Raw genomic sequence first — 20,954 nt, 5'->3', positions numbered from 1 at the left:
CGGGTCAGGCGCTCTTGTCTCGGCGCTCGTCGCGGCTGTTCTTGCGCGGGACAATCGTCGGGAGCACATTGTCGCGGACGGTCTCACCGGTCACGACGACCTTCTCCACGTCGTCTCGACTGGGAATGTCGTACATCACCGGAAGCAGCACCTCTTCCATGATGGCGCGCAGCCCGCGCGCGCCGGTACCGCGGTGGATGGCCTGATCGGCGACGGCTTCGAGCGCATCCTTGCTGAACTCGAGTTCCACGTTGTCCATCTCGAACAGCTTGGTGTACTGCTTGACCAGGGCGTTCTTCGGCTCGGACAGAATGCTGACGAGGGAGTCCTTGTCCAGGTTGGTGACCGAGGCGACGATCGGCAGACGACCGATGAACTCCGGGATCAGACCGAACTTGATGAGATCCTCCGGCATCACCTCGGCGAAGTGATCGGTGGTGTCGATCTCGTCGCGGCTGGTCACCTCGTTACCGAAGCCGAGCCCGCGCTTGCCGATTCGTTCGGACACGATCTTCTCGAGACCGGCAAAGGCACCCGCCACGATGAACAACACGTTGGTGGTGTCGATCTGGATGAACTCCTGATGCGGATGCTTACGCCCGCCCTGCGGCGGCACCGAGGCCTGCGTCCCCTCCAGGATCTTCAGCAACGCCTGCTGCACACCCTCACCCGAGACGTCTCGGGTGATCGACGGGTTCTCACTCTTGCGCGCGACCTTGTCCACCTCGTCGATGTAGATGATTCCGGTCTCGGCGCGCTTCACATCGTAATCGGCCGCTTGGATCAACTTGAGCAGGATGTTCTCGACATCCTCGCCGACATACCCTGCCTCGGTGAGCGCCGTCGCGTCGGCGATGGCGAACGGAACGTTCAGCATCTTCGCCAAGGTCTGGGCCAGGTAGGTCTTCCCGCAGCCCGTCGGACCGAGCATCAGGATGTTGGACTTGGCGATCTCCACCGACTCACCGGTGCGGGAGTCCTTCTTCTCACCGGCCTGGATTCGCTTGTAGTGGTTGTAGACCGCCACGGCCAACGTCCGCTTGGCGGTGTCCTGACCGATGACGTAGTTCTCGAGGAAGTCACGAATCTCGGCCGGCTTGGGCAGCTCGTCGAGTTTCACATCGCCGTTCTCGGCGAGCTCCTCTTCGATGATCTCGTTGCAGAGATCGATGCACTCGTCACAGATGTACACGCCGGGGCCGGCGATCAGCTTCTTGACCTGCTTCTGACTCTTTCCGCAGAACGAGCACTTCAGCAGGTCGCCACCGTCTCCGATTCGTGCCATCTCGTGTACGTACCTTCCTCTTGCTCCGGTCGATTCGACGGACCTTCACCGTGCGCAGCCGGGCATGGGTGACCGTGCGGCATGCGGATCGCCCAATAACCCGACGGTACCCGCGCGCCGCTCGAACTTCGACCGATAACGCCAAATGTCGTGTCGGAAGTTTCGGTCGTCGTCCGCTATCTGGTTGTGCTGGGCGTCATGGCCGCCGCCATCTGGCTTCCCGCTTCTGCACGGCGATCGAACTCCCGCGCAGACGTCCAGGATGACTGCCGACGACCATGTTGGGCACGCACCTCGACCCGGCGTGTCGAGACGAGGTGCGTGCGGGCCGGATCCGGCTCAGGCCTTCTTCATCGACTTCTTGCGATACTCGAAGACCTCGTCGACGATGCCGTATTCCTTGGCCTGATCCGCCGACAGGATGTTGTCGCGGTCGGTGTCCTTGCGAATCTTGTCCTTGTCCTGCCCGGTGTGGCGGGACAAGATCTCGTCGAGCCGGTTGCGAATGCGCTCGATCTCTGCGGCCTGGATCTCCAGATCTGACACCTGACCCTGGTAGGCACCGCCGGTCCGTGGCTGGTGGATCAGCACGGTGGCATTGGGCAGCGCCGCGCGCTTGCCGGGTGTACCGCCGGCGAGCAGAATGGCCGCCGCCGAGGCGGCCTCACCCAGGCAGACCGTCACGATGTCGCAGTGGACGTACTGCATGGTGTCGTAGATCGCCAACATGTCCGGAACGCTGCCGCCCGGCGAGTTGATGTACATCGTGATGTCGCGGTCAGGGTCCTGGGACTCGAGCACCAGCAGTTGCGCCATCACGTCGTTGGCGACGGTCTGGTCGATCGGGGTGCCGACGAACACGATGCGCTCTTCGAACAGCTTCGCGTACGGGTCGTACTGGCGCTGTCCGTTGGGGGTGTGCTCGATGAACTGCGGGAGGATGTAGCGCGCCTCGATGCTCTTGATCGCCAGCGCCGACGACGGGATGCCGGCGGCGACGTCGGCGGGCAAGTGGTCGAGCGAGAAGGAGTTGGTCATCTGCTGCTCCGTTGGTGAGATGTGGCCTCGTGTTTGCGGTGCGTGGTCGGCGCTCAGGACGGGGTCACCGAGCCCGCGCGGGTGACCACGTGGTCGACGAGTCCGTACTCGAGCGCTTCGTGCGCGGTGAACCACTTGTCACGGTCCGAGTCGGCCTCGATCTTCTCCAGCGGCTGACCGGTGAACTCGGCGTTGAGCCGGTTCATCTCCTTCTTGGTGGCCGCGAACTGCTCGGCCTGGATGGCGATATCGGCCGCGGTGCCGCCGATACCGGCCGACGGCTGGTGCATCATGATCCGCGAATGCGGCAGGGCATGCCGTTTGCCCGGAGTGCCGGCGGCCAGCAGGAACTGGCCCATCGACGCAGCCATACCCATCGCGTAGGTGGCGACATCGCATTCGGCGAGCTGCATGGTGTCGAAGATGGCCATACCCGCGGTCACCGACCCGCCCGGCGAATTGATGTAGAGGTTGATGTCGCGGGTCGGATCCTCGGCCGAGAGCAGCAGGATCTGCGCGCACAGCCGGTTGGCGATGTCGTCGTCGACCTGGGTGCCGAGGAAGATGATGCGCTCACGCAGCAGTCGTTCGAACACCGAATCGGTCAGATTCAGCCCGGACACTCCCGAACTCAGGGTCGGCGTGTGGATCGTCGGCTCACTCACTGTTCCTACCTTTGCCTGTCGTGGTGACGTGCGGTCACAAACCGCGTCCACCGGTTTCCTCGGTCCAGCTTGTCTGCGATGACTTGTTCTGCCGTGGCGACCCTAGGGGTCTCACGAAAGCATCATCGCGAGGTCCTCACCGACACTAACCAATGCCGCCGGAGGGACAGTCCCGACAAGCCCCCTATTCGCTGAGAGCAGAACAGCCGGCCACCGGGTATGGCGACCCGGGTCCGGCTGTTGTGCCCACTACTCGTGCGATGAATCAGTTCTCGTCGTTCTTGTTCTCGTCGTTCTCGTTCTCGTCGCCAGCGGTCGCGTCTGCAGCGACATCGTCCTCATCGGCCGCACCGAAGAACTCGTCGGTGTCCACGGTGGCGCCGCTGGTGTCGGTGACCGTCACCTCGGAGACAATTCCGGCGAGCGCCTTGCCGCGGCGCACGTCGGCATAGACCGCGCCGACCTGGCCGGCACTCTGCAGTTGCTGGATGAACTCCTGCGGCTGCATGCCGTAGCGCTGGGCCTGGAACAGGATCTGCTGGGTGAGCTCGTCCTGATCGACCTCGGTCTCCCGCTGATCGGCGATCGCGTCGAGCAGCAGCTGGGTCTTCACCGACTTCTCGGCCTCCTCGCGGGCCTCGGCGTCCCACTCCTCGCGAGTCTTGCCCTGCGCCTCGAGGAACTTTGCCACCTGCTCGTCGTCGTGCCCGAGTGCGTGCACGATTTGATGCTGCTGACCCTCGACCTCTTCTGCGACGACCTTCTCCGGCAGCGGGACCTCGACCTTGGCGAGCAGCTCCTCGAGGACCTTGTCGCGGATCGCGTTCGCCTGCTCCATCTTCTTGGACTGCTTGACCCGGTCGACAAGGCTGTCGCGCAGCTCGGCGACGGTGTCGAACTCGCTGGCCATCTGGGCGAACTCGTCGTCGAGTTCGGGCAGTTCACGTTCCTTGACCGAGTTCACGGTGACCGTCACCTGCGCCTGCTCGCCCGAGTGGTCTCCGGCGACCAGCGTGGTGGTGAACTCCTTCGATTCGCCGGCCTTGACACCGACCAGGGCCTCGTCGAGGCCCTCGATGAGCTGACCGGAACCGACCTCATGCGACAGACCCTCGGTAGAAGCCTCCTCGACGGCCTCGCCGTCGACGGTTGCCGCCAGGTCGATGGAGACGAAGTCGCCCTCCTGCGCGCCACGGTCGACACCCTTGAGTGTGCCGAAGCGCGCACGCAACCCCTCGACCTGCTCATCGACCTCGGCGTCATCGATCTCGATGGTGTCGACCTCGACCGCGAGGGTCGAGTATTCCGGCAACTCGATCTCCGGGCGGACGTCGACCTCGGCGGTGAACGTGATGGGACTGCCGTAGACGAGCTCGGCGAGATCGATCTCGGGCTGGCCGATCGCCCTGGTCTCGGTCTCTGCCACGGCCTGAGAGTACTTGCCCGGCAACGCGTCGTTGACCACCTGGGCGAGGATCGAGTCGCGACCGACGCGAGCCTCGATCAGCTTGGCGGGCGCCTTGCCCGGACGAAAGCCCGGGATACGGATCTGCTGGGCCAGCGAACGGTAGGTCCGGTCGAACTCGCCGGACAGCTCCTCGAACGGGACTTCGACATTGAGCTTCACCCGGGTCGGGCCGAGCTGCTCGACGGTGCTCTTCACGCCTGCTCCTTACATCTGCATTTCTGCGTCGGTGTCATTGGTCTGTGCGTATCTGTCGCGGGCGTGCCGCCACCACATCGGTCGGGATGACAGGATTTGAACCTGCGACCCTCCGCTCCCAAAGCGGATGCGCTACCAAGCTGCGCCACATCCCGGTGGCCTGATGTCCCACGCCCGATCGATGACCGACGAGACGCAGAGCAGGGCCAACAGAAGATAGTACGTGCCGGGTTGTCGACCACCTAAACGGGTGGGCACCGGCAGCGCGCCGATACCCGGCAAAACGCGACTCGCCGAGTGCGATTTCTGGTTGGGACATCGCATTGGGTACAGTCTTGGACGCACGCGACGCCGATGGCGATCCCACCAGGTGACGCGGCACGCGGGTGTAGCTCAATGGTAGAGCCCTAGTCTTCCAAACTAGCTACGCGGGTTCGATTCCCGTCACCCGCTCCACCTGACCGGAGGTCCCTCGGGCCTCCGGTCTTTCGCTTCCATCGGGCGAGTTGGCTACGCAAGACGACTGTGATGGACGTCACTGTGGGCGTAGGCTTGGGACATGTCTTCCAGCCACGCCAAGAGTCAGCGCAAGTGTCCGAGCTGCGGAGCCAATCTGTATGTCCGCAAGGATGTGGTGCACTCGGCTTCCGGTCCTGGACGGGTGGATGTGATGCTCGTCTGCCGTGACGAATCATGCTCGGAACCGGTCCGTCACCTGCGCACCGAACACCCGCAGCCCGCCTGACCGCTCGGTGGCCGGCACATGCGCGCAACGTGCACGTGCGGTTCGCCTTTGACGAGTTCGCACCCGGCGTTGTGGTTTTTCGGGCCGATGGCCGATGATGGACTGACGATGGGACTCAGGGGGTCGGTGTCCGTCGAGAACTGACACTGCATCTTCCCTGGGGGGAACCATGACCGAATCACGTGGTGGGCACCGACGTGCCACCAACCGCTCCGGGCCGCCCGCATTGCGTGGCGCTCTGATCCTGGCCGCCATCGTCGCCACCGTCATCGGACTGCTGGCCGGCGCCCCGAACGCCACCGCCGACAACGTCGCCCTACCGACTCCGCTGCATGACCGGTTCTACGACGCACCGCCGAACCTGGCTTCCCTCGCACCAGGCGAGATCATCGCCACCCGGGATCGCCCGAACCCGCCGGGCTTCTTCGATGTGCGCACCTACCAGTTGGCGTTCCGCTCGTCGGACAGTCAGGGAGAGCCCATCGCGGCCGTGACCACGGTCCTGGTCCCCACCCGCAAGACGGCCGACGGGCCGCTGCTGTCGTTTCAGCACATCATCAACGCGACCGGCCTGGAGTGCGCACCGTCGCAGGCGCTCTGGACCCAGGACCCCAACCTGGCGATCCGGGAGGCCCCCGGCCTCAACGTCGCCCTGCAACAGGGGTGGGCGGTGGCGATCCCCGATCACCTCGGACCACGCAGCGCCTACGGGGCCGCGAAGCTCGGTGGTCAGATCACGCTGGACAACATCCGTGCGGTGAAAGACTTCGGTCCCGCGAAGTCCGCCGACAGCCCCATCGGTCTGGCCGGCTATTCCGGCGGCGGGATGGCCACCGCGTGGGCGGCCGCGCTGGCACCCACTTACGCGCCCGACCTCGACATCGCGGGCGCCGCGTATGGCGGGGTGCCGATGAATCTGCTCAAGATGGCCGAGGGCCTGGGGTACAGCACGCCGCATCCCGCGTTCGGGCTGGCCTTCGCCGCCGCCATCGGAGTCTCCCGCGAGTATCCGAAGCAGATCCCGATGTGGCAGCACCTGTCACCACTGGGCAAACAGATGTACCTGGGTATGCGCAATGCCTGCACGAACGACATCTTGCGACTCGGCGCCGGTCACGACGCCCAGCAGGTCACCGTCGGCGGGCGGGCGATCTTCGATGACCCTGTGGCCCGCCGCGTGGTCGAACAGAACAGCCTGTCGCTCTACCGCGGCATCCCACGCACCCCGATCTTCGAGTGGCACAGTCCCACCGACGCCCTGATCCCGGTGTCGTCCATCGACCACACCCTTGACCGCTATTGCCGCGCCGGACTCCCGGTCGAACGGATGTCGACGCCGTCACCTGATCACCTGTCCGCCGCGCTCATCGGCTTGCTTCCGGCGTTCCGGTATCTGCAGGATCGGTTCCAGGGCGTACCGGCACCGAGCTCCTGCTGAGCTGCCGACTCTGCGCTGGTTCGGTTGCCGCGTGCGCGCGACCCGGCCGAGGAGGCGTGATGGTGATCACACAGAGCGGGTCGTCCGACCCGCCCACCACGCTCTTCACCCTCAGACCCAGCGCAACGTCCATCGTTCGACGACTGTTACGCTGCTCGGCTTTGGCCCTAAGGCAACGTTTGTGTAACGATGGTTGCGCGCTCCGGGGGATGCGCTTCAGTAACTCAAACTGCAAAGGTCTCTCAGTGTTCACATCGAAGACTTCTCGTCGCGCCCGTCGCGGCACGACCCGACGTGCGGTTGCCGCCGTGATCGGCGCCGCTGCCGTGATGCTCATGCTGCCGATGACGGCGGGTGCTGCACCGGTCACCGTGATCCCGGGCCTGCCCCCGGTGGAGATCCCGAACATCCCCGGTGTGCCGCAGATGCCCGGCACCCCATCGACGCCGCAGACCACCACCCCGACTCCGGAACCGACGCCGTCGACACCGGAGACGCCCAAGGGTCCGGCGATCCCGAATGTGAAGACCTCGACCGGTTGGATCGCGCTGGCCGACGACGCCACCCACCAGATCACCTGGTGGCACAACGGCAATCAGGTCAAGACGATGCCGATCTCGATGGGCTCCGACAAGCATCCGACTCCCAACGGTGTCTACTACACCAAGGAGAGCTACCGCGACATGTACATGGATTCGTCCACGTACGGCGTTCCGGTCGACTCGGCCGAGGGCTACCGGACCTACGTCGAGTACGCCACCCGCATGTCGTGGGACGGCATCTTCATCCACGCCGCCCCGTGGTCGGTGGAGCAGCAGGGCCGCAGCAATGTGAGCCACGGATGCATCAACGTGAGCACCGCCAACGGCAAGTGGGTGTTCGACACCATCCCGCGTGACACCCCGATAGTGGTCCGCGGAACCATCGGCCCGGACTACATCCCCGGGAGCTGAAACAAACGCACTCAACACAGGTCAGGCCCGGACAGTCGTCCGGGCCTGAGCTGTGTTGTGGGCTGTCGTCGGGCCGGCCATCGTCAGTCCGGTAGCGGCGACCCGGCGTCCAGATCGAGCCGGTGGCCCTCCGAGCGCACCCGCGCGATCGCACGCATCTTGTTCACCGCGTCCAGGGCGGCCACTTTGTATCCCTCGGCCAGGGTCGGATAGTTGAACACCGCATCGACCAGGTAGTCGACCGTACCGGCCAGGCCCATCACGGTCTGACCGATGTGCACCAGTTCGGCCGCGTTGCTGCCGAAGGCGTGGACTCCCAACAGTGTCCGGTCCTCGGCGTGCACCAGCAGCTTGAGCAGGCCATACGAATCGCCCATGATCGCACCGCGGGCCAGTTCCCGATACCTCGCCACCCCCACCTCGAACGGGATGTTCTGGGTGGTCAGTTGGTCTTCGGTACGACCGACGAAGCTGATCTCCGGGATCGCATAGATGCCGATGGGCTGCAGGTCGGCATCGGTCGCACCGACGGGTTCGTCGAAGGCATGGTAGGCGGCCCGCCGCCCCTGCTCCATCGACGTCGCCGCCAGGGCCGGAAAACCGATGATGTCGCCGACCGCATAGATGTGATCGACGGTGGTGCGGAAGTGTTCGTCCACCTTCAACCGCCCCCGCGCATCGGCGGTGAGGCCGGCCGCCTCTACTCGCAGCTCGTCGGACACCCCTTGCCGACCGGCCGAGTAGAGGACCGTATCCGCCGGGATCTTCTTGCCCGACTCCAGAATCGTGAGGGTGCCCGAGGGGTGGTTCTCCACCGTCTGCACCTGCTCGCCGAACCGAAATGTCACGCCCCGCTCGCGCAACTGATACTGCAACGCCTCGACGATCTCGCGGTCACAGAAGTCCAGCATCGTCGGTCGTCGCTCGATGACGGTCACCTTGGTGCCGAGCGCGGCGAACATCGACGCGTACTCGATCCCGATGACCCCGGCGCCCACCACGACCATCGATCCGGGGACGCGGTCGATGGCCAGGATCTGGTCGGAGTCCACGACGGTGACCCCGTCGAACTCCACCGTGGACGGACGTGCCGGACGCGTGCCGACGGCGATGACGAAGTGGTCGGCGGTGACCCGCTTGAGATCACCCGTCGCATCCTCGATCGCTATCTCGTGCGCGTCGACGAAGTACGCGTTACCGATGAGCATGGCGACCGAGTTGCGGGCCAACTGGTTCTGGATGACATCGATTTCTTTACCCACCACATGCATCGTCCGGGCCGAGAGATCCGCGACGGTGATGTCGGACTTCAACCGGTACGACTCGCCGTAGAGTTCTCGCTGGTTGAGTCCGGACAGGTACAGCACCGCTTCCCGCAGGGTCTTGGACGGGATCGTGCCGGTGTTGATGCACACCCCACCCACCATGTGGCGTCGTTCGACGATCGCGGCGCGCTTGCCGAGTTTCGCGGCCGCGATCGCCGCCTTCTGGCCTGCCGGACCCGAGCCGATGACGACGACGTCGAAGTGGTCCACAATTGATCTCCAGTCGGTGAGTGCTCGACGCACCGGAACACCTGGCCCTCGACGCTGCTGATCACCGATCAGTCTCGCGCAGCGACGCTCAGGTCACGACCCGAAAACCACTCGTTCGGCGGGATTTAACACCACCGAAGCAATGGCGCCCGGCGCAGGTTTCCCGTCTGCCCTCACGCGACCAGATCGCGGAGACCGGCCTCGTGGGCCTCACCGACCTCGGAGAAGGTGGCGCAGACCTGCAACCACGCGGCGAGCGCCTCGCATCCGGTGGTGTACGGATCGGTCAGCGAGTGCCGACGATAGGGTTCGCGTGCATACGAGGTGTGTCGCCCACCTCGTCGGTTGCGCACCTCGATCGTGCCCCAGCGCAGGGTGTTCGGCAGGTAACCGAGCACCTCGCGTGCCGCCGCAACCAACCGCGCCCCGTCCCGGACCATCTGCCGAAGCCCCAGGGAGGTGCGGCCGGCGTTCTGGAATGTGTTGTGTCGCAGTACTGTCCACACGTGCGACAACCATTCACCCCAGTACCCCACCGCGAGGGACGGCGTGATGTCAGCGATGTCGCGAACGAAAGAGTCCGAGGATGCGTTACAGATCATGTCCTCGACGGCGCCGACCCAGAAGTAGTCGATCCCGCTCGGAAGTTCCGGCCCACCGCCGGCCACTCCCCACCCCGCACAACCGGGAACCGCACCCGGCGGCTGGTGGGGGTCGGCCACGAAGCCCACCGCGATCACACGTGCGATCGCCGGGTGGTCAGCATCGGCGAGTTGCCGCAGTGCGTGTCGAATGACCACTGCCCCTTGCGAATACCCGATGAGGGCAACGGGGCCCTCCGTGCGGATGAGGGCCGTGCGCAGATTGTCGACGCCGATCTCGACACTGCGCAGATAGCTGATGCCGGCGAGATCGGGGGCCGGACCGTAGCTGGCCGGGTAACCAACCCAGCGACACCGGAACCGCGCATCGAGCCCGAGAGTGACGCCGGCCAGCAGGCCGCTCACCTCCGTACGGGTGTCACCCGCGAACGACTCGCCCGTTCCGCCGACCACCAACAGGGTCACATGTCGATCGGCCTGGTCGATCGATGCGGTCAAACCATTCATGATCCCATCATGGCGCGCATCGATGTGAAAGTGCATGAGCGACACTGAGGAGCCCCTGTGAGCTCGGGACACCGTAAGGCACATCACGCCTGGTCAGGTTGATTAACCTATTCGTAATACGGAGAATGGATACAAGAGAGCACAGTCAATTCAGGAAGTTGTACCGGCATGTCCATCGCACGTCTTCGTGCCCGTTTCGTTCACACCAGCAATCGCAAGCTGTATGACCGCATCCACGCCGTCGGCAGCAGCACCCAGCGCGATGAGCTGCTGATCATGGCCCAACGCGCCGAGCTACGCTGACCCACAACACTTCTCCCGCTCGGGAAGACCTCAGATCTGACAGGTCGGACACCAGTAGAGGTTGCGGCCATCCAACTCCGCGGTCCGCACGGTCGTCGCGCAGATCCGACACGGTTCGCCCGCGCGCCGATACACGTAGGTTCGCGGCCGGTCCGGTGCATACGACCCGGGTCCGCGATCGTCCTCACGTCGGACCACATGGATGCGGCCGCGTCGCACCCCAATTCGCATGAGTCCCACCAGATCGTCCCAGACCGCTGCGACATCGGCGGCCGGTACCGACCGGCCCTCGCGGTAGGGATCTATCCGGGCCCGGAACAGCACCTCCGCGCGGTAGACGTTGCCGATTCCGGCGACCACCTTCTGGTCCATCAGCAGCGCTCCGATGGGCCGGCGTGATCGTGCGATGGCGGCGAGCATCGGTGTCGGATCGGCGTTTCGGCGGAGCGGATCGGGCCCCAACCGGGCGATCAACTCGTCGAGGTCGGTCGGCGTGAACAACTCACACGCCGTCGGGCCACGCAGATCGGTGCCGACCTGCGGACCCTCGATGCGCAGCCGCACCTGCCCCACCGGAGCAGCCAGAGGTGCCGGCGCTTCGGTGAAACTTCCATACAGCCCCAGGTGCACGTGGATCATCCGCCGGCCCGCCCGCCCAGTGGTACCGAGCGGGCGATAGTGCTGGATCAGATGCTTACCCCACGCCTCGGCCTTTGCGAAGACCATGCCGTCGACGACAGCGGCGCCGTCGGCGAATCGGCCTTGAGGACTGGACACCCGCACCGGCTCACCGCCGAAAACTCGTTGCTGACGACGCGCCAGACGATGCAGGGTATGACCCTCGGGCATGTCGGCTGCTCCGCTGCGGCCGGTGAATCAGTTGGCGCCGGGCACCGCAGGCGCCTCGCCGGTGCGCTCGTACTCGGCGAGGATGTCGATGCGGCGCTGGTGGCGAGGTTCTTCCGACCAGGCCGTCGCGACGAACGCGTCCACGATCGCGAACGCCTCGTCGGTGCTGTGCATCCGCCCACCGATGCCGATGAGCTGGGCGTTGTTGTGCTGTCGGGCCAGTTGCGCGGTTTCCACGCTCCAGGCCAGCGCGCAACGCGCCCCCGGCACCTTGTTCGCCGCGATCTGCTCGCCGTTACCGCTGCCGCCCAACACGATTCCCAGGCTGCCGGGATCGGCGACGGTCCGGCGGGCCGCATCGATGCAGAAGGCCGGATAGTCGTCGAGCGCGTCATAGACGTGCGCCCCGCAGTCCACGACCTCGTGGCCGGCCGACCGGAGGTGGTCGGCGATGAGGTTCTTCAGTTCGAATCCGGCATGGTCGGCACCGAGGTAGACACGCATGGCGTCACTATAGATTGGTCGCGTGGACGCACAATCGCCGATACCCAATGTTCCCGGCGTCGCCGATCCCTCCGCCGGCCAGATCAACAGGTCCGGCGGCGACCAGCGGCCGATCCAGGCGGGCGAGACGCCTCGTGACGGATTCTGGCTGCCGCCGGCCCACTACGCGGGACGTCCGCGGCTGCATCCGTGGGAGATCCCGATGCTGATCGCCGTCATCACCGTGACCCTGGTGGGATATCTCGCCATCGTCTGGCTGGTGCTCCTCGGCACGTTCAGTGACTATTTCCTGTTCCTGCTGGCGCTTCCGTTGGTCCTGCTGCTCATCCGCGGTCTGACCTACGCACAGCCACGGGTCAACGGCGTGCAGATGACACCCACCCAGTTCGCCGACGGCCACCGGATGGTGGTCGAGGCGGCCGCGCGCTACGGCCTGGAGTATGTACCCGACGCGTATGTGGTGCTGGGCAACGGCATGATCAACGCCTTCGCCTCCGGCCACGGCTTCCGCCGGTTCGTGGTGGTGTACTCCGACCTGTTCGAGGTGGGTGGGCGCGCCCGCGACCCGCAAGCCCTCGAGTTCATCATCGGCCACGAGGTGGGCCACATCGCCGCCGGACACACGTCGTATTGGCGCCAACTCGCCACCAGCGTCGGCATGAACATCCCGTTGGTCGGCTCGGCCCTGTCCCGGGCGCAGGAGTACACCGCCGACAACTACGGCTACTACACCCGACCGGCCGGTGTGCCCGGCGTCATCGGTGTCCTCTCCGCAGGCAAGTACATGCTGTCAGCGGTGGATTTCGACCAGTTCGCCGATCGCGCCACACAGGAACGCGGCTTCTTCACCTGGGCGACCAATGCGTTGGCGACCCACCCGGTGCTCACCTGGCGTGCGGCCGCACTGCGTGACCGTACCCGGGCGGGTGCGATGCTGTTCCGCCCGCGCACCATCGTGCGCGGGGTGGGCAGCGGCAATGTCGTCGCCGTCGTGCCGCCGCCCCACCCGGCCGCGGTCGCCGCGGGATCGCCGCCGAACGGTCTACAGATGCCGCCCAAGCTCTGACCTCCCCGGGCGGAAGCCTCGATCAGTCGAACTGCGGCGACTCGTCGCGGGAGCGCTTGAGTTCGAAGAAGTGCGGGTACGAGGCGAGCGCAACCGCGCCGTCCCACACCGTGCCCGCGGTCTCGCCACGCGGAATCCGCGAGAGCACCGGCCCGAAGAAGGCGGTGCCGTTGACGTGGATGGTGGGCGTGCCGACATCGTCGCCGACCTTGTCCATGCCCTCGTGATGGCTCGTGCGGATGTAATCGTCGAACTCCTCGGACTCCACCGCCGAGGCCAGCGCCGGGTCCAGCCCCACCTCGGCCAGCGATTCGGCGATCACCTGATCGAGATCGTCGATGCCCTTGTTGTGGATGCGGGTCCCCATCGCGGTGTAGATCGGGGCGAGGACCTCCTCCCCCCGCTGCGCGACCGCTGCCGCGATCACCCGAACCGGGCGCCACGCCGACTGCAGTTTCTCTCGGTACTCGTCCGGGATGTCCTTGTTCTCGTTGAGGACCGCGAGGCTCATGAGATGGAAGTTCACATCAATAGGCCGCACCTGCTCGGCCTCCAGAATCCACCGAGACGTGATCCAGCACCATGGGCACAACGGGTCGAACCAGAAGTCCACCCGATCCCGCTTATCTCCTGCTGTGTGCGTCGCTGCCGTCATGGAGCTCCCCTCCTGGTATCCGAGGTCAAACCAATTCCCCAACTGCAACCACGTGACTCGCGGATCATTCCCGTTAAGCTGGCCAGCGGACCGCGATTCGAGAGGTGGATGAACCCGACTGTGACTGCTCCGAACCTGACCAGAGACCAAGCACGCGATCGTGCCGCGACGGTCGACGTCGGCAATTACGCGATCGAACTCGACCTGACCGATGGTCAGGGCAAACCCGGTGTGACGACCTTCCGATCGGTGACGACGGTGACGTTCACCGCGACCGCCGGGTCCGACAGCTTCATCGATCTCGTCGCCCCGACGCTGGTCTCGGCGACCCTCAACGGCACCGATCTCGACGTCTCCGACTTCGATGAATCCGAGGGCATCGGGCTGCCGTCGCTGGCGGCCGAGAACACCCTGACCGTGGTGGCCGAATGCGCGTACTCGAACACCGGCGAGGGCCTGCACCGGTTCGTCGATCCCACCGACGAATCGGTCTACTTGTACTCACAGTTCGAAACAGCCGACGCCAAACGCATGTTCGCCTGCTTCGACCAGCCGGACCTGAAGGCCACCTACACCATCACCGTCACCGCCCCGGCGGACTGGAAGGTGATTTCCAATGCGGCACTGGTGAACACGCTGCAAGCCGAAACCGGGCCGAACGGCGAGCGCATCCATCGGTTCCGTGAGACACCGTTGATGAGCACCTACCTGGTCGCGTTGATCGCCGGTCCGTACGCGGAATGGACCGACACCTACAGCGACGACCACGGCACCATCCCGCTGGGCATCTACTGCCGCGCCTCGCTCGCCGAGCACATGGACGCCGACCGCCTGTTCACCGAGACCAAACAGGGATTCGGCTTCTACCACAAGAACTTCGGCATCCCGTACGCGTTTGGCAAGTACGATCAGCTGTTCGTCCCGGAGTTCAACGCGGGCGCCATGGAGAACGCGGGCGCGGTGACCTTCCTCGAGGACTACGTCTTCCGTTCCCGGGTGACCAAGTATCTCTACGAGCGCCGCGCCGAGACCGTTCTGCACGAGATGGCGCACATGTGGTTCGGTGATCTGGTCACCATGGACTGGTGGGACGACCTCTGGCTCAACGAGTCCTTCGCCACCTTCGCGTCGGTGTTATGCCAGTCGGAGGCCACCGAGTACACCAACGCCTGGACCACCTTCGCCAACGTCGAGAAGTCGTGGGCCTACCGGCAGGACCAGCTGCCCTCGACACATCCCGTGGCCGCCGACATCCCCGACATCGCGGCCGTCGAGGTGAACTTCGACGGGATCACCTACGCCAAGGGCGCGTCGGTGCTCAAGCAGCTCGTCGCCTATGTGGGACTGGAGGACTTCCTCGCCGGTCTACGTGACTACTTCTCCGCGCACCAGTTCGGTAACGCCACCTTCGCAGATCTGCTGTCCGCGCTGGAGAAGTCGTCCGGGCGCGACCTGTCCGATTGGGGCACCCAGTGGCTCAAGACGACCGGCATCAACGTGATGCGACCGGACTTCGAGGTCGACAGCGACGGGAAGTTCACCCGCTTCACCATCGTCCAGGACGGGGCCGCACCCGGGGCCGGCGAAACCCGCGTACATCGTCTGCGGGTGGGCGTCTACGACGACGACGACGGCTCGGGGACCCTCACCCGCACCGCCAGCGCGGAGCTCGACGTCGAGGGTGAACGTACCGACGTCGCCGATCTCATCGGGGTCGGTCGTGGGGCTTTGGTTTTGCTCAACGACGACGACCTCACCTACGCATCGGTCCGTCTCGACCCCGAATCGTTGGCCACGGCCACCGCGCGGATCGGTGACATCGCCGACCCCATGCCGCGGACGCTGGTCTGGTCGGCCACCTGGGAGATGACCCGTCAGGCCGAGATGGCCGCGCGCGATTTCATCGAACTGGTCTCGCGCGGCATCGCCGCCGAGTCCGAGATCGGTGTGGTGCAGCGCGTGCTCATGCAGGCGACCAGCGCCCTGGAGGCCTACGCCGACCCGGGCTGGGTCGCGCAGGAGGGTCGACCCGCGTTCAGCGCCCGCCTGCTGGAACTGGCGCGCGGCGCCGGCGATGGCTCCGATCATCAGCTCGCGTTCGTCAACACCCTGCTCGCGGGCCGGTTGAACGACGATCAGGTCCCTGTCGTGCGCGCCCTGCTCGACGGGACCGATCCCGCCGACCACGGCCTGGCCGGTCTGGTGGTGGACACCGACATGCGGTGGAAGTTGGTGCGCGCATTGGCGACCGTCGGTGCGATCGACACCGACGCGGCGTCATCCCCGGTGATCGACGCCGAGGCAGCCCGCGACAACACCGCCACCGGGCAACGGCAGGCGGCCGCCGCCCGTTCGTCGCGCCCGCTCGCCGAGGCCAAGGCGCAGGCATGGCGTCAGGCCACCGAGGACGACTCGTTGTCGAACATCTACACGCGCACCATGATCGAGGGCTTCGCTCGGCCTGGGCAGGGTGAGCTGCTCACCGATTACGTGGCCAAGTACTTCGCCGCCGTCCCCGACATCTGGGCGCGTCGGTCCAGCGAGGTCGCGCAGACCGCGGTCATCGGGCTTTATCCGCACTGGGCCATCGACGAGGCCGCGCTGTCGGCAGCCGACGAGTTCCTGGCCGCCGATCATCCTCCCGCCCTCAAGCGGCTGATCTCCGAAGGCCGCGACACCGTCGCACGATCGCTTCGGGCGCGCCGATTCGACGCCGAATCGGCGTCCTGACGTCCGATCCCGAGGATTCTGGCCGCAGTTTCCGGTTCCGGCTTGGACACGAAACTGCGGCCAGAGCCTGCAGGTGCGGCCAGCACCGTCTCATAGCAACGGCGGCCCGCTCACCGAGGTGAGCGGGCCGCCGTTGACGGGATGGGTCAGGAGGCCGCGGCTGCGGTGGACATCACGCGCAGCGCTGCGATCAGACCGTCGATCAGGTCTCCCTGTCGGAAGCTGGTGACCGCCGCGGTCACGCCCAGCTGGGCGACGCGGTCGTTGACGCGGTCGGCAACGTCGACGCCCGACACGACCACCACATCATGGCTGTTGGGCGAGACCGCGATCAGGGCTCCGTTGGCCGGTTCCGGCGCGCGCAGCAGGACGGCGCGGGCGTCGGCAACCGCGTCGGTGCCCAGCTCGCCGATGAACACCGAGAACCGCACGTAGGCCTTCTCGCTCGCCGCCTTCAGGGCCTCGTCGAGCCCGATGAGTTCCTCGCGGGTGAACGGCGGCGTCGTGGGAGCCTGTCCCGGGTATCGGGTGCCCGATACCCGTCCGCCGTTGGTGACGACCGTGCCGATCGGCAGCGCACTCGCCGCTGCCGAGGCGACGGCGACGTCACCATGCTGTCCGGATACCACCTCACCACTTGCCACTGGCCGAACCTCCGTCCGCGTCGGTCGCTTCTGCATGATGCGCCAACGTCATCGGCTCGATGTCGGTGGCACTGAACAGCAGCGGCTCGTGCTCCCACTGCTGGTCGAGGGTGTAGTTCTGCACCTTCGGATACTTCACGTCGTTCGGGACGGCCATCGCGACGACGCAGCCGATCACGAACAGAACACAGATGACCGTGACGGGCACTCCGATGGCGACGATCAGGTTGTCCATGCCACCCTTTCGATCAGTTGATGCTGAGGGCTGTTGCCGGTGCCTGCAGCCACTGCGGCGCAGGTCGTGTGATCAATCTAGCCCACCACGTGACGCCGCGGGCATCGACCCCTACAGCGCGTCGTAGATGGTGAGCCGATCAGGCGGCGCCGGCGTCGATGTACTGCGTCCACACCGGGTCGATGTCCTTGATCGTGGCGAGCAGCCGCCAGTGACGTCCCTTCGGGGCCGATGGCGTCGTGCGCAGCTTCCAGCCCAATTCGCTGAGCAAATGGTCGGCCTTGCGGTGGTTGCAGCTCGCACAACAGGCCACACAGTTGTCCCACGAATGTGCTCCACCCCGGCTGCGCGGCACCACGTGGTCGATGGTCGTCGCCTTCGCTGCGCAGTAGCCGCACCGGAACCGGTCCCGATGCATCAGTGCGGCGCGGGTCATCGGGATGACGGCCCGGTAGGGAACCTTGACGAACGAGCGCAGCCGGATCACCGAGGGCACCGGCACCGACAGGTCGGCCGAATGGACCAGCAGGCCGTTGTCGTCGGCGTGCACCACGTCGGCACGTTCCCGAAGCACCAGCACGATCGCCCGACGCAAGGAGACCGCCGTGAGCGGCTCGTAGGTGGCATTGAGCAGCAGCACACGGCGCCGACCCCACAGCGAAGCGCCCGCCGAGGACGAGGCGATCGGCGAGCCCACCTGCGTCACGGAATCCAGATCGCGACCGCCTGGCACAGTCGCGAGAGCGCGGACACGCGGCCGGGCGCCTTCTACCGAGGTCACCGACGTTGCGTTCCTGGACTTCATACGCGTCTCCCACCTGAACACCGACGAGGTCAAGTTGACCACGGAACAGACCCGTTTGCACGACAATTCTGCGTGTCCATGCAGGTCGGCAACGTGAACAACCGATGACGCACCTCCCCGACCCGCATCGGTGTTGATGAGTGCGCGGGTGGTCAGGACAATGGGGATCGTGAGCAGTCAGGTCCCCGGTGGCATCCAGCCCAGCACCCCCGCGACGCAACGCACCTTCTATGAGGAGGTGGGAGGCGCGGAGACGTTCCGAAAGCTCACCGCCAGGTTCTACGAAGAGGTCGCCGCCGACGAGGTGTTGCGGCCGCTCTACCCCGAGGAGGACCTCGGTCCCGCCGAACGACGCCTGCGCATGTTCCTCGAACAGTACTGGGGTGGCCCGCGCACCTACTCCGACGAGCGCGGGCACCCGCGCCTGCGTATGCGTCACCACCCGTTCCGGGTCGGGCCGATCGAGCGGGATGCGTGGTTGCGTTGTATGCACATCGCAATCGCGTCGATCGATGCCGAGACACTCGACGACGCGCACCGGCGGGCGCTGGTCGATTACATGGAGATGGCGGCGAATTCCATGATGAACTCGCCTGTGTGACACGCCGGGTGCGGGCACGACGCGCCGACGCCACCTGGGGGACTCACCGAAAACACAGGTAAGGCACAATGACGACGGTGAGCGACGAGACATCCAAGGATGGCCCCGCCGCACCGGAATCAGACGGTGCGGACCAGGCATCGCAGGGCGAGACCGACGCCGCCGCCGCGACTCCGACAGATCCCGAAGCCCCGGACCCCGAGCTTTCGGATTCCGATGGCCCCGATCTCGATGCCTCAGCAGCAGACGACACCGCAGCGGCCGAATCCGAAGCTGCAGAGACCGGCCATGCCACCGTGGAGTCGAGCGCGGTGGCCGACACCGACGAGCCGCCAACAGACGAGGACCACACCGACTCGACCGTCGGCGCGGCGGAGTCAGACGCCGTCGACGACGCCGAGCCTGTGTCCCTGGACACCGAAGCTCCCGAGGCGCCGGACACCGAAGCCGTTGTCGCGCCACCCGCGTCCGCGGCCACGCAGCTCGATCCCGCCGACACGACCTGGTGGAAGTCGGCGATCTTCTACCAGATCTACCCGCGGTCGTTCTCAGATCTGAACGGCGACGGCGTCGGCGATCTCGCCGGAGTCATCGACAAACTCGGCTACCTCGAACTTCTCGGCATCGATGCGATCTGGCTGAGTCCCATCATGCGCTCCCCCATGGCCGACCACGGCTACGACGTGTCCGATCCCCGAGACATCGATCCGCTCTTCGGCGACATCGCGCTCTTCGACGAGTTGATCACCGAAGCGCACGACCGCGACATCCGCGTGACGATGGACCTCGTCCCCAATCACACCAGCGATCAGCACGAGTGGTTTGTCGAGGCGTTGGCCGCCGAGCGCGGCAGCGCTGCCCGCGCCCGCTACATCTTCCGCGATGGGCGGGGAGACGACGGCGAGGAACCACCGAACAATTGGCACAGCGTGTTCGGCGGTCCGGCCTGGACCCGGGTGCCAGATCCCGACGGCAGTCCGGGCCAGTGGTACCTGCACATCTTCGCCGCCGAGCAGCCTGACCTGAACTGGGAGAACCCGGAAGTCTTCGCCGACCTGGAGAAGACGTTGCGGTTCTGGCTGGATCGGGGCGTGGACGGATTCCGCATCGACGTCGCCCACGGCATGGCCAAGCCCGCCGATCTGCCGGACATGGATGTCGAGTCGGCCGGCCTGCTGCAGAATTCCGACGACGACCCGCGCTTCAACAACTATGCGGTACACGACATCCACCGCAAGATCCGGACCGTTCTCGACGACTACCCCGGTGCGGCCAATGTCGGCGAGATCTGGGTGGACGACAACGAGCGTTTCGCCGAGTATCTACGACCGGACGAGCTGCATCTGGGATTCAACTTCCGTCTCGCCAAGGCGACGTTCGATCCGACCTCGATCCGCGATGCGATCGAGAACTCGCTGGAATCGGTGCTGTCGGTGGACGGAACACCCACCTGGACCCTGTCCAATCACGATGTGGACCGCGAGGTCACCCGCTACGGACGGCTCTCCCCCGTCGGCTCCGACACCGATCCCGACGGTGCGAGCGACACAGACTCGCCCACGGTGGATGTCGATCTGGGCATCCTCCGCGCGCGGGCGATGCTGCTGGTGGAACTGGCACTGCCGGGCACGGTGTTCATCTACAACGGGGCCGAGTTGGGATTGCCGAACGCCGACCTGCCCGACGACGCGCTGCAGGACCCGGTGTGGGAGCGGTCCGGACACACCGAACGGGGCCGCGACGCATGTCGGGTTCCGTTGCCGTGGGAGGGCTTCGAGCCGCCCTATGGCTTCAGCAGCAACCCGGACACCTGGCTGCCGATCCCCGACTCGTGGACGCGATTCACCGTCGAAGCGCAGTTGGAGGATGTGGGCTCGACCCTGTCGCTGTACCGGCAGGCCATCGAGATGCGGTATCAGCGACCGGAATTCGACGGCGACACGGTCGAATGGTATGGCGCACCCGAGGGTTGTCTGGCCTTCCGGCGTTCGGTGGGTCACCTGGTGTGTGCACTCAACACCTCCGACGTGCCGGTCGGGCTGCCCCCGGGCGAGGTCCTGTTGACCAGCTACCCGCTCATCGACGGGCAGCTGGCCCCGAACTCGGCGGCCTGGCTGGTCTGAATCGACGC

20 protein-coding genes and 2 tRNA genes are annotated in these 20,954 nt (G+C 65.8%); 9 read left to right on the top strand and 13 right to left on the bottom strand.

Annotated features, from left to right (window positions below; all coding sequences use genetic code 11):
• Positions 1-4 precede the first annotated feature (4 nt).
• The 5 genes from clpX to ACIGKQ_RS04280 all read right to left on the bottom strand — a co-directional run bounded on the left by clpX (position 5) and on the right by ACIGKQ_RS04280 (position 4,806).
• On the bottom strand, positions 5-1,285 hold the full coding sequence (clpX, locus tag ACIGKQ_RS04300; protein ID WP_235722322.1) for an ATP-dependent Clp protease ATP-binding subunit ClpX: 1,281 nt from the start codon (positions 1,283-1,285) through the stop codon (positions 5-7).
• Positions 1,286-1,624: 339 nt separating this feature from the next.
• Positions 1,625-2,323, bottom strand: a complete 699-nt coding sequence (locus tag ACIGKQ_RS04295) for an ATP-dependent Clp protease proteolytic subunit (RefSeq protein WP_235722323.1) — start codon at positions 2,321-2,323, stop codon at positions 1,625-1,627.
• A gap of 53 nt (positions 2,324-2,376) precedes the next feature.
• Positions 2,377-2,988: an ATP-dependent Clp protease proteolytic subunit gene (locus ACIGKQ_RS04290; protein ID WP_235722324.1), complete on the bottom strand. Its 612-nt coding sequence runs from the start codon at positions 2,986-2,988 to the stop codon at positions 2,377-2,379.
• Positions 2,989-3,253: 265 nt separating this feature from the next.
• On the bottom strand, positions 3,254-4,651 hold the full coding sequence (gene tig, locus ACIGKQ_RS04285; protein ID WP_396572476.1) for a trigger factor: 1,398 nt from the start codon (positions 4,649-4,651) through the stop codon (positions 3,254-3,256).
• Between the two features lie 81 nt (positions 4,652-4,732).
• Positions 4,733-4,806, bottom strand: a tRNA-Pro gene (locus tag ACIGKQ_RS04280).
• A 227-nt stretch (positions 4,807-5,033) separates the two neighbouring features.
• On the opposite strand from ACIGKQ_RS04280, the gene ACIGKQ_RS04275 reads away from it, so the two are divergent.
• From ACIGKQ_RS04275 to ACIGKQ_RS04260, 4 genes are all read left to right on the top strand, one after another.
• A tRNA-Gly gene (locus ACIGKQ_RS04275) sits at positions 5,034-5,107 on the top strand.
• Positions 5,108-5,210: 103 nt separating this feature from the next.
• Positions 5,211-5,396, top strand: a complete 186-nt coding sequence (locus tag ACIGKQ_RS04270; RefSeq protein WP_235722326.1) for a hypothetical protein — start codon at positions 5,211-5,213, stop codon at positions 5,394-5,396.
• Between the two features lie 169 nt (positions 5,397-5,565).
• Complete coding sequence (locus ACIGKQ_RS04265; protein WP_396572474.1) at positions 5,566-6,834, top strand: lipase family protein; 1,269 nt, start codon at positions 5,566-5,568, stop codon at positions 6,832-6,834.
• A 245-nt stretch (positions 6,835-7,079) separates the two neighbouring features.
• A complete protein-coding gene (locus ACIGKQ_RS04260; protein ID WP_266061269.1) occupies positions 7,080-7,787 on the top strand; it encodes a L,D-transpeptidase in 708 nt (235 codons plus the stop codon).
• Between the two features lie 83 nt (positions 7,788-7,870).
• On the opposite strand, the gene sthA is transcribed toward ACIGKQ_RS04260, so the two are convergent.
• Entirely contained in the window at positions 7,871-9,322 is a 1,452-nt protein-coding gene (gene sthA / locus ACIGKQ_RS04255) for a Si-specific NAD(P)(+) transhydrogenase (protein WP_235722393.1), read from the bottom strand.
• A 173-nt stretch (positions 9,323-9,495) separates the two neighbouring features.
• Positions 9,496-10,431: a PE-PPE domain-containing protein gene (locus ACIGKQ_RS04250; protein WP_396572472.1), complete on the bottom strand. Its 936-nt coding sequence runs from the start codon at positions 10,429-10,431 to the stop codon at positions 9,496-9,498.
• 168 nt (positions 10,432-10,599) lie between these two features.
• On the opposite strand from ACIGKQ_RS04250, the gene ACIGKQ_RS04245 reads away from it, so the two are divergent.
• Positions 10,600-10,734, top strand: a complete 135-nt coding sequence (locus ACIGKQ_RS04245) for a hypothetical protein (RefSeq protein WP_266061267.1) — start codon at positions 10,600-10,602, stop codon at positions 10,732-10,734.
• A 30-nt stretch (positions 10,735-10,764) separates the two neighbouring features.
• Here ACIGKQ_RS04245 and ACIGKQ_RS04240 read toward each other — a convergent pair whose 3' ends face one another.
• Together ACIGKQ_RS04240 and ACIGKQ_RS04235 are read right to left on the bottom strand one after the other, a co-directional pair.
• Complete coding sequence (locus ACIGKQ_RS04240) at positions 10,765-11,583, bottom strand: Fpg/Nei family DNA glycosylase (protein ID WP_235722329.1); 819 nt, start codon at positions 11,581-11,583, stop codon at positions 10,765-10,767.
• Positions 11,584-11,610: 27 nt separating this feature from the next.
• Positions 11,611-12,087, bottom strand: coding sequence for a ribose-5-phosphate isomerase (locus ACIGKQ_RS04235; RefSeq protein WP_235722330.1), 477 nt, complete (start codon positions 12,085-12,087; stop codon positions 11,611-11,613).
• A 22-nt stretch (positions 12,088-12,109) separates the two neighbouring features.
• On the opposite strand from ACIGKQ_RS04235, the gene ACIGKQ_RS04230 reads away from it, so the two are divergent.
• Positions 12,110-13,153, top strand: a complete 1,044-nt coding sequence (locus ACIGKQ_RS04230; protein WP_396572470.1) for a M48 family metallopeptidase — start codon at positions 12,110-12,112, stop codon at positions 13,151-13,153.
• A 22-nt stretch (positions 13,154-13,175) separates the two neighbouring features.
• Here the strand turns inward: ACIGKQ_RS04230 and ACIGKQ_RS04225 are convergent, their stop codons facing one another.
• Positions 13,176-13,808 carry a DsbA family protein gene (locus tag ACIGKQ_RS04225; protein WP_328714912.1) on the bottom strand — a complete coding sequence of 211 codons (633 nt, stop codon included), beginning with the start codon at positions 13,806-13,808 and terminating at the stop codon, positions 13,176-13,178.
• A 120-nt stretch (positions 13,809-13,928) separates the two neighbouring features.
• Here ACIGKQ_RS04225 and pepN point away from each other — a divergent pair, with 120 nt between their 5' ends.
• Positions 13,929-16,538, top strand: coding sequence for an aminopeptidase N (gene pepN, locus ACIGKQ_RS04220; protein WP_396572468.1), 2,610 nt, complete (start codon positions 13,929-13,931; stop codon positions 16,536-16,538).
• A 146-nt stretch (positions 16,539-16,684) separates the two neighbouring features.
• On the opposite strand, the gene ACIGKQ_RS04215 is transcribed toward pepN, so the two are convergent.
• The 3 genes from ACIGKQ_RS04215 to ACIGKQ_RS04205 form a co-directional block, all read right to left on the bottom strand.
• A complete protein-coding gene (locus tag ACIGKQ_RS04215; protein ID WP_266061264.1) occupies positions 16,685-17,182 on the bottom strand; it encodes a DUF5130 family protein in 498 nt (165 codons plus the stop codon).
• A complete protein-coding gene (locus ACIGKQ_RS04210) occupies positions 17,169-17,417 on the bottom strand; it encodes a hypothetical protein (RefSeq protein WP_235722334.1) in 249 nt (82 codons plus the stop codon). The genes ACIGKQ_RS04215 and ACIGKQ_RS04210 overlap by 14 nt, the downstream gene beginning before the upstream one ends.
• A 139-nt stretch (positions 17,418-17,556) precedes the next feature.
• Positions 17,557-18,222, bottom strand: coding sequence for an HNH endonuclease (locus ACIGKQ_RS04205; protein WP_266061263.1), 666 nt, complete (start codon positions 18,220-18,222; stop codon positions 17,557-17,559).
• 160 nt (positions 18,223-18,382) lie between these two features.
• Here ACIGKQ_RS04205 and ACIGKQ_RS04200 point away from each other — a divergent pair, with 160 nt between their 5' ends.
• Positions 18,383-18,823: a globin gene (locus ACIGKQ_RS04200; protein WP_266061262.1), complete on the top strand. Its 441-nt coding sequence runs from the start codon at positions 18,383-18,385 to the stop codon at positions 18,821-18,823.
• A 68-nt stretch (positions 18,824-18,891) separates the two neighbouring features.
• On the top strand, positions 18,892-20,946 hold the full coding sequence (locus ACIGKQ_RS04195) for a glycoside hydrolase family 13 protein (RefSeq protein ID WP_396572465.1): 2,055 nt from the start codon (positions 18,892-18,894) through the stop codon (positions 20,944-20,946).
• Positions 20,947-20,954: the final 8 nt, after the last annotated feature.

Source organism: Gordonia sp. NPDC062954 (genome assembly GCF_044543825.1).
Classification (GTDB): domain Bacteria; phylum Actinomycetota; class Actinomycetes; order Mycobacteriales; family Mycobacteriaceae; genus Gordonia; species Gordonia tangerina.
This window is presented reverse-complemented; position numbering and strand designations above follow the sequence as displayed.

Coding starts and splice junctions, on each gene's coding strand:
- clpX (WP_235722322.1), bottom strand. CDS start 1,285: ATGGCACGAATCGGAGACGGTGGCGACCTGCTGAAGTGCTCGTTCTGC.
- ACIGKQ_RS04295 (WP_235722323.1), bottom strand. CDS start 2,323: ATGACCAACTCCTTCTCGCTCGACCACTTGCCCGCCGACGTCGCCGCC.
- ACIGKQ_RS04270 (WP_235722326.1), top strand. CDS start 5,211: ATGTCTTCCAGCCACGCCAAGAGTCAGCGCAAGTGTCCGAGCTGCGGA.
- ACIGKQ_RS04265 (WP_396572474.1), top strand. CDS start 5,566: ATGACCGAATCACGTGGTGGGCACCGACGTGCCACCAACCGCTCCGGG.
- ACIGKQ_RS04250 (WP_396572472.1), bottom strand. CDS start 10,431: ATGAATGGTTTGACCGCATCGATCGACCAGGCCGATCGACATGTGACC.
- ACIGKQ_RS04245 (WP_266061267.1), top strand. CDS start 10,600: ATGTCCATCGCACGTCTTCGTGCCCGTTTCGTTCACACCAGCAATCGC.
- ACIGKQ_RS04240 (WP_235722329.1), bottom strand. CDS start 11,583: ATGCCCGAGGGTCATACCCTGCATCGTCTGGCGCGTCGTCAGCAACGA.
- ACIGKQ_RS04235 (WP_235722330.1), bottom strand. CDS start 12,087: ATGCGTGTCTACCTCGGTGCCGACCATGCCGGATTCGAACTGAAGAAC.
- ACIGKQ_RS04225 (WP_328714912.1), bottom strand. CDS start 13,808: ATGACGGCAGCGACGCACACAGCAGGAGATAAGCGGGATCGGGTGGAC.
- ACIGKQ_RS04210 (WP_235722334.1), bottom strand. CDS start 17,417: ATGGACAACCTGATCGTCGCCATCGGAGTGCCCGTCACGGTCATCTGT.
- ACIGKQ_RS04205 (WP_266061263.1), bottom strand. CDS start 18,222: ATGAAGTCCAGGAACGCAACGTCGGTGACCTCGGTAGAAGGCGCCCGG.
- ACIGKQ_RS04200 (WP_266061262.1), top strand. CDS start 18,383: ATGGGGATCGTGAGCAGTCAGGTCCCCGGTGGCATCCAGCCCAGCACC.
- ACIGKQ_RS04195 (WP_396572465.1), top strand. CDS start 18,892: ATGACGACGGTGAGCGACGAGACATCCAAGGATGGCCCCGCCGCACCG.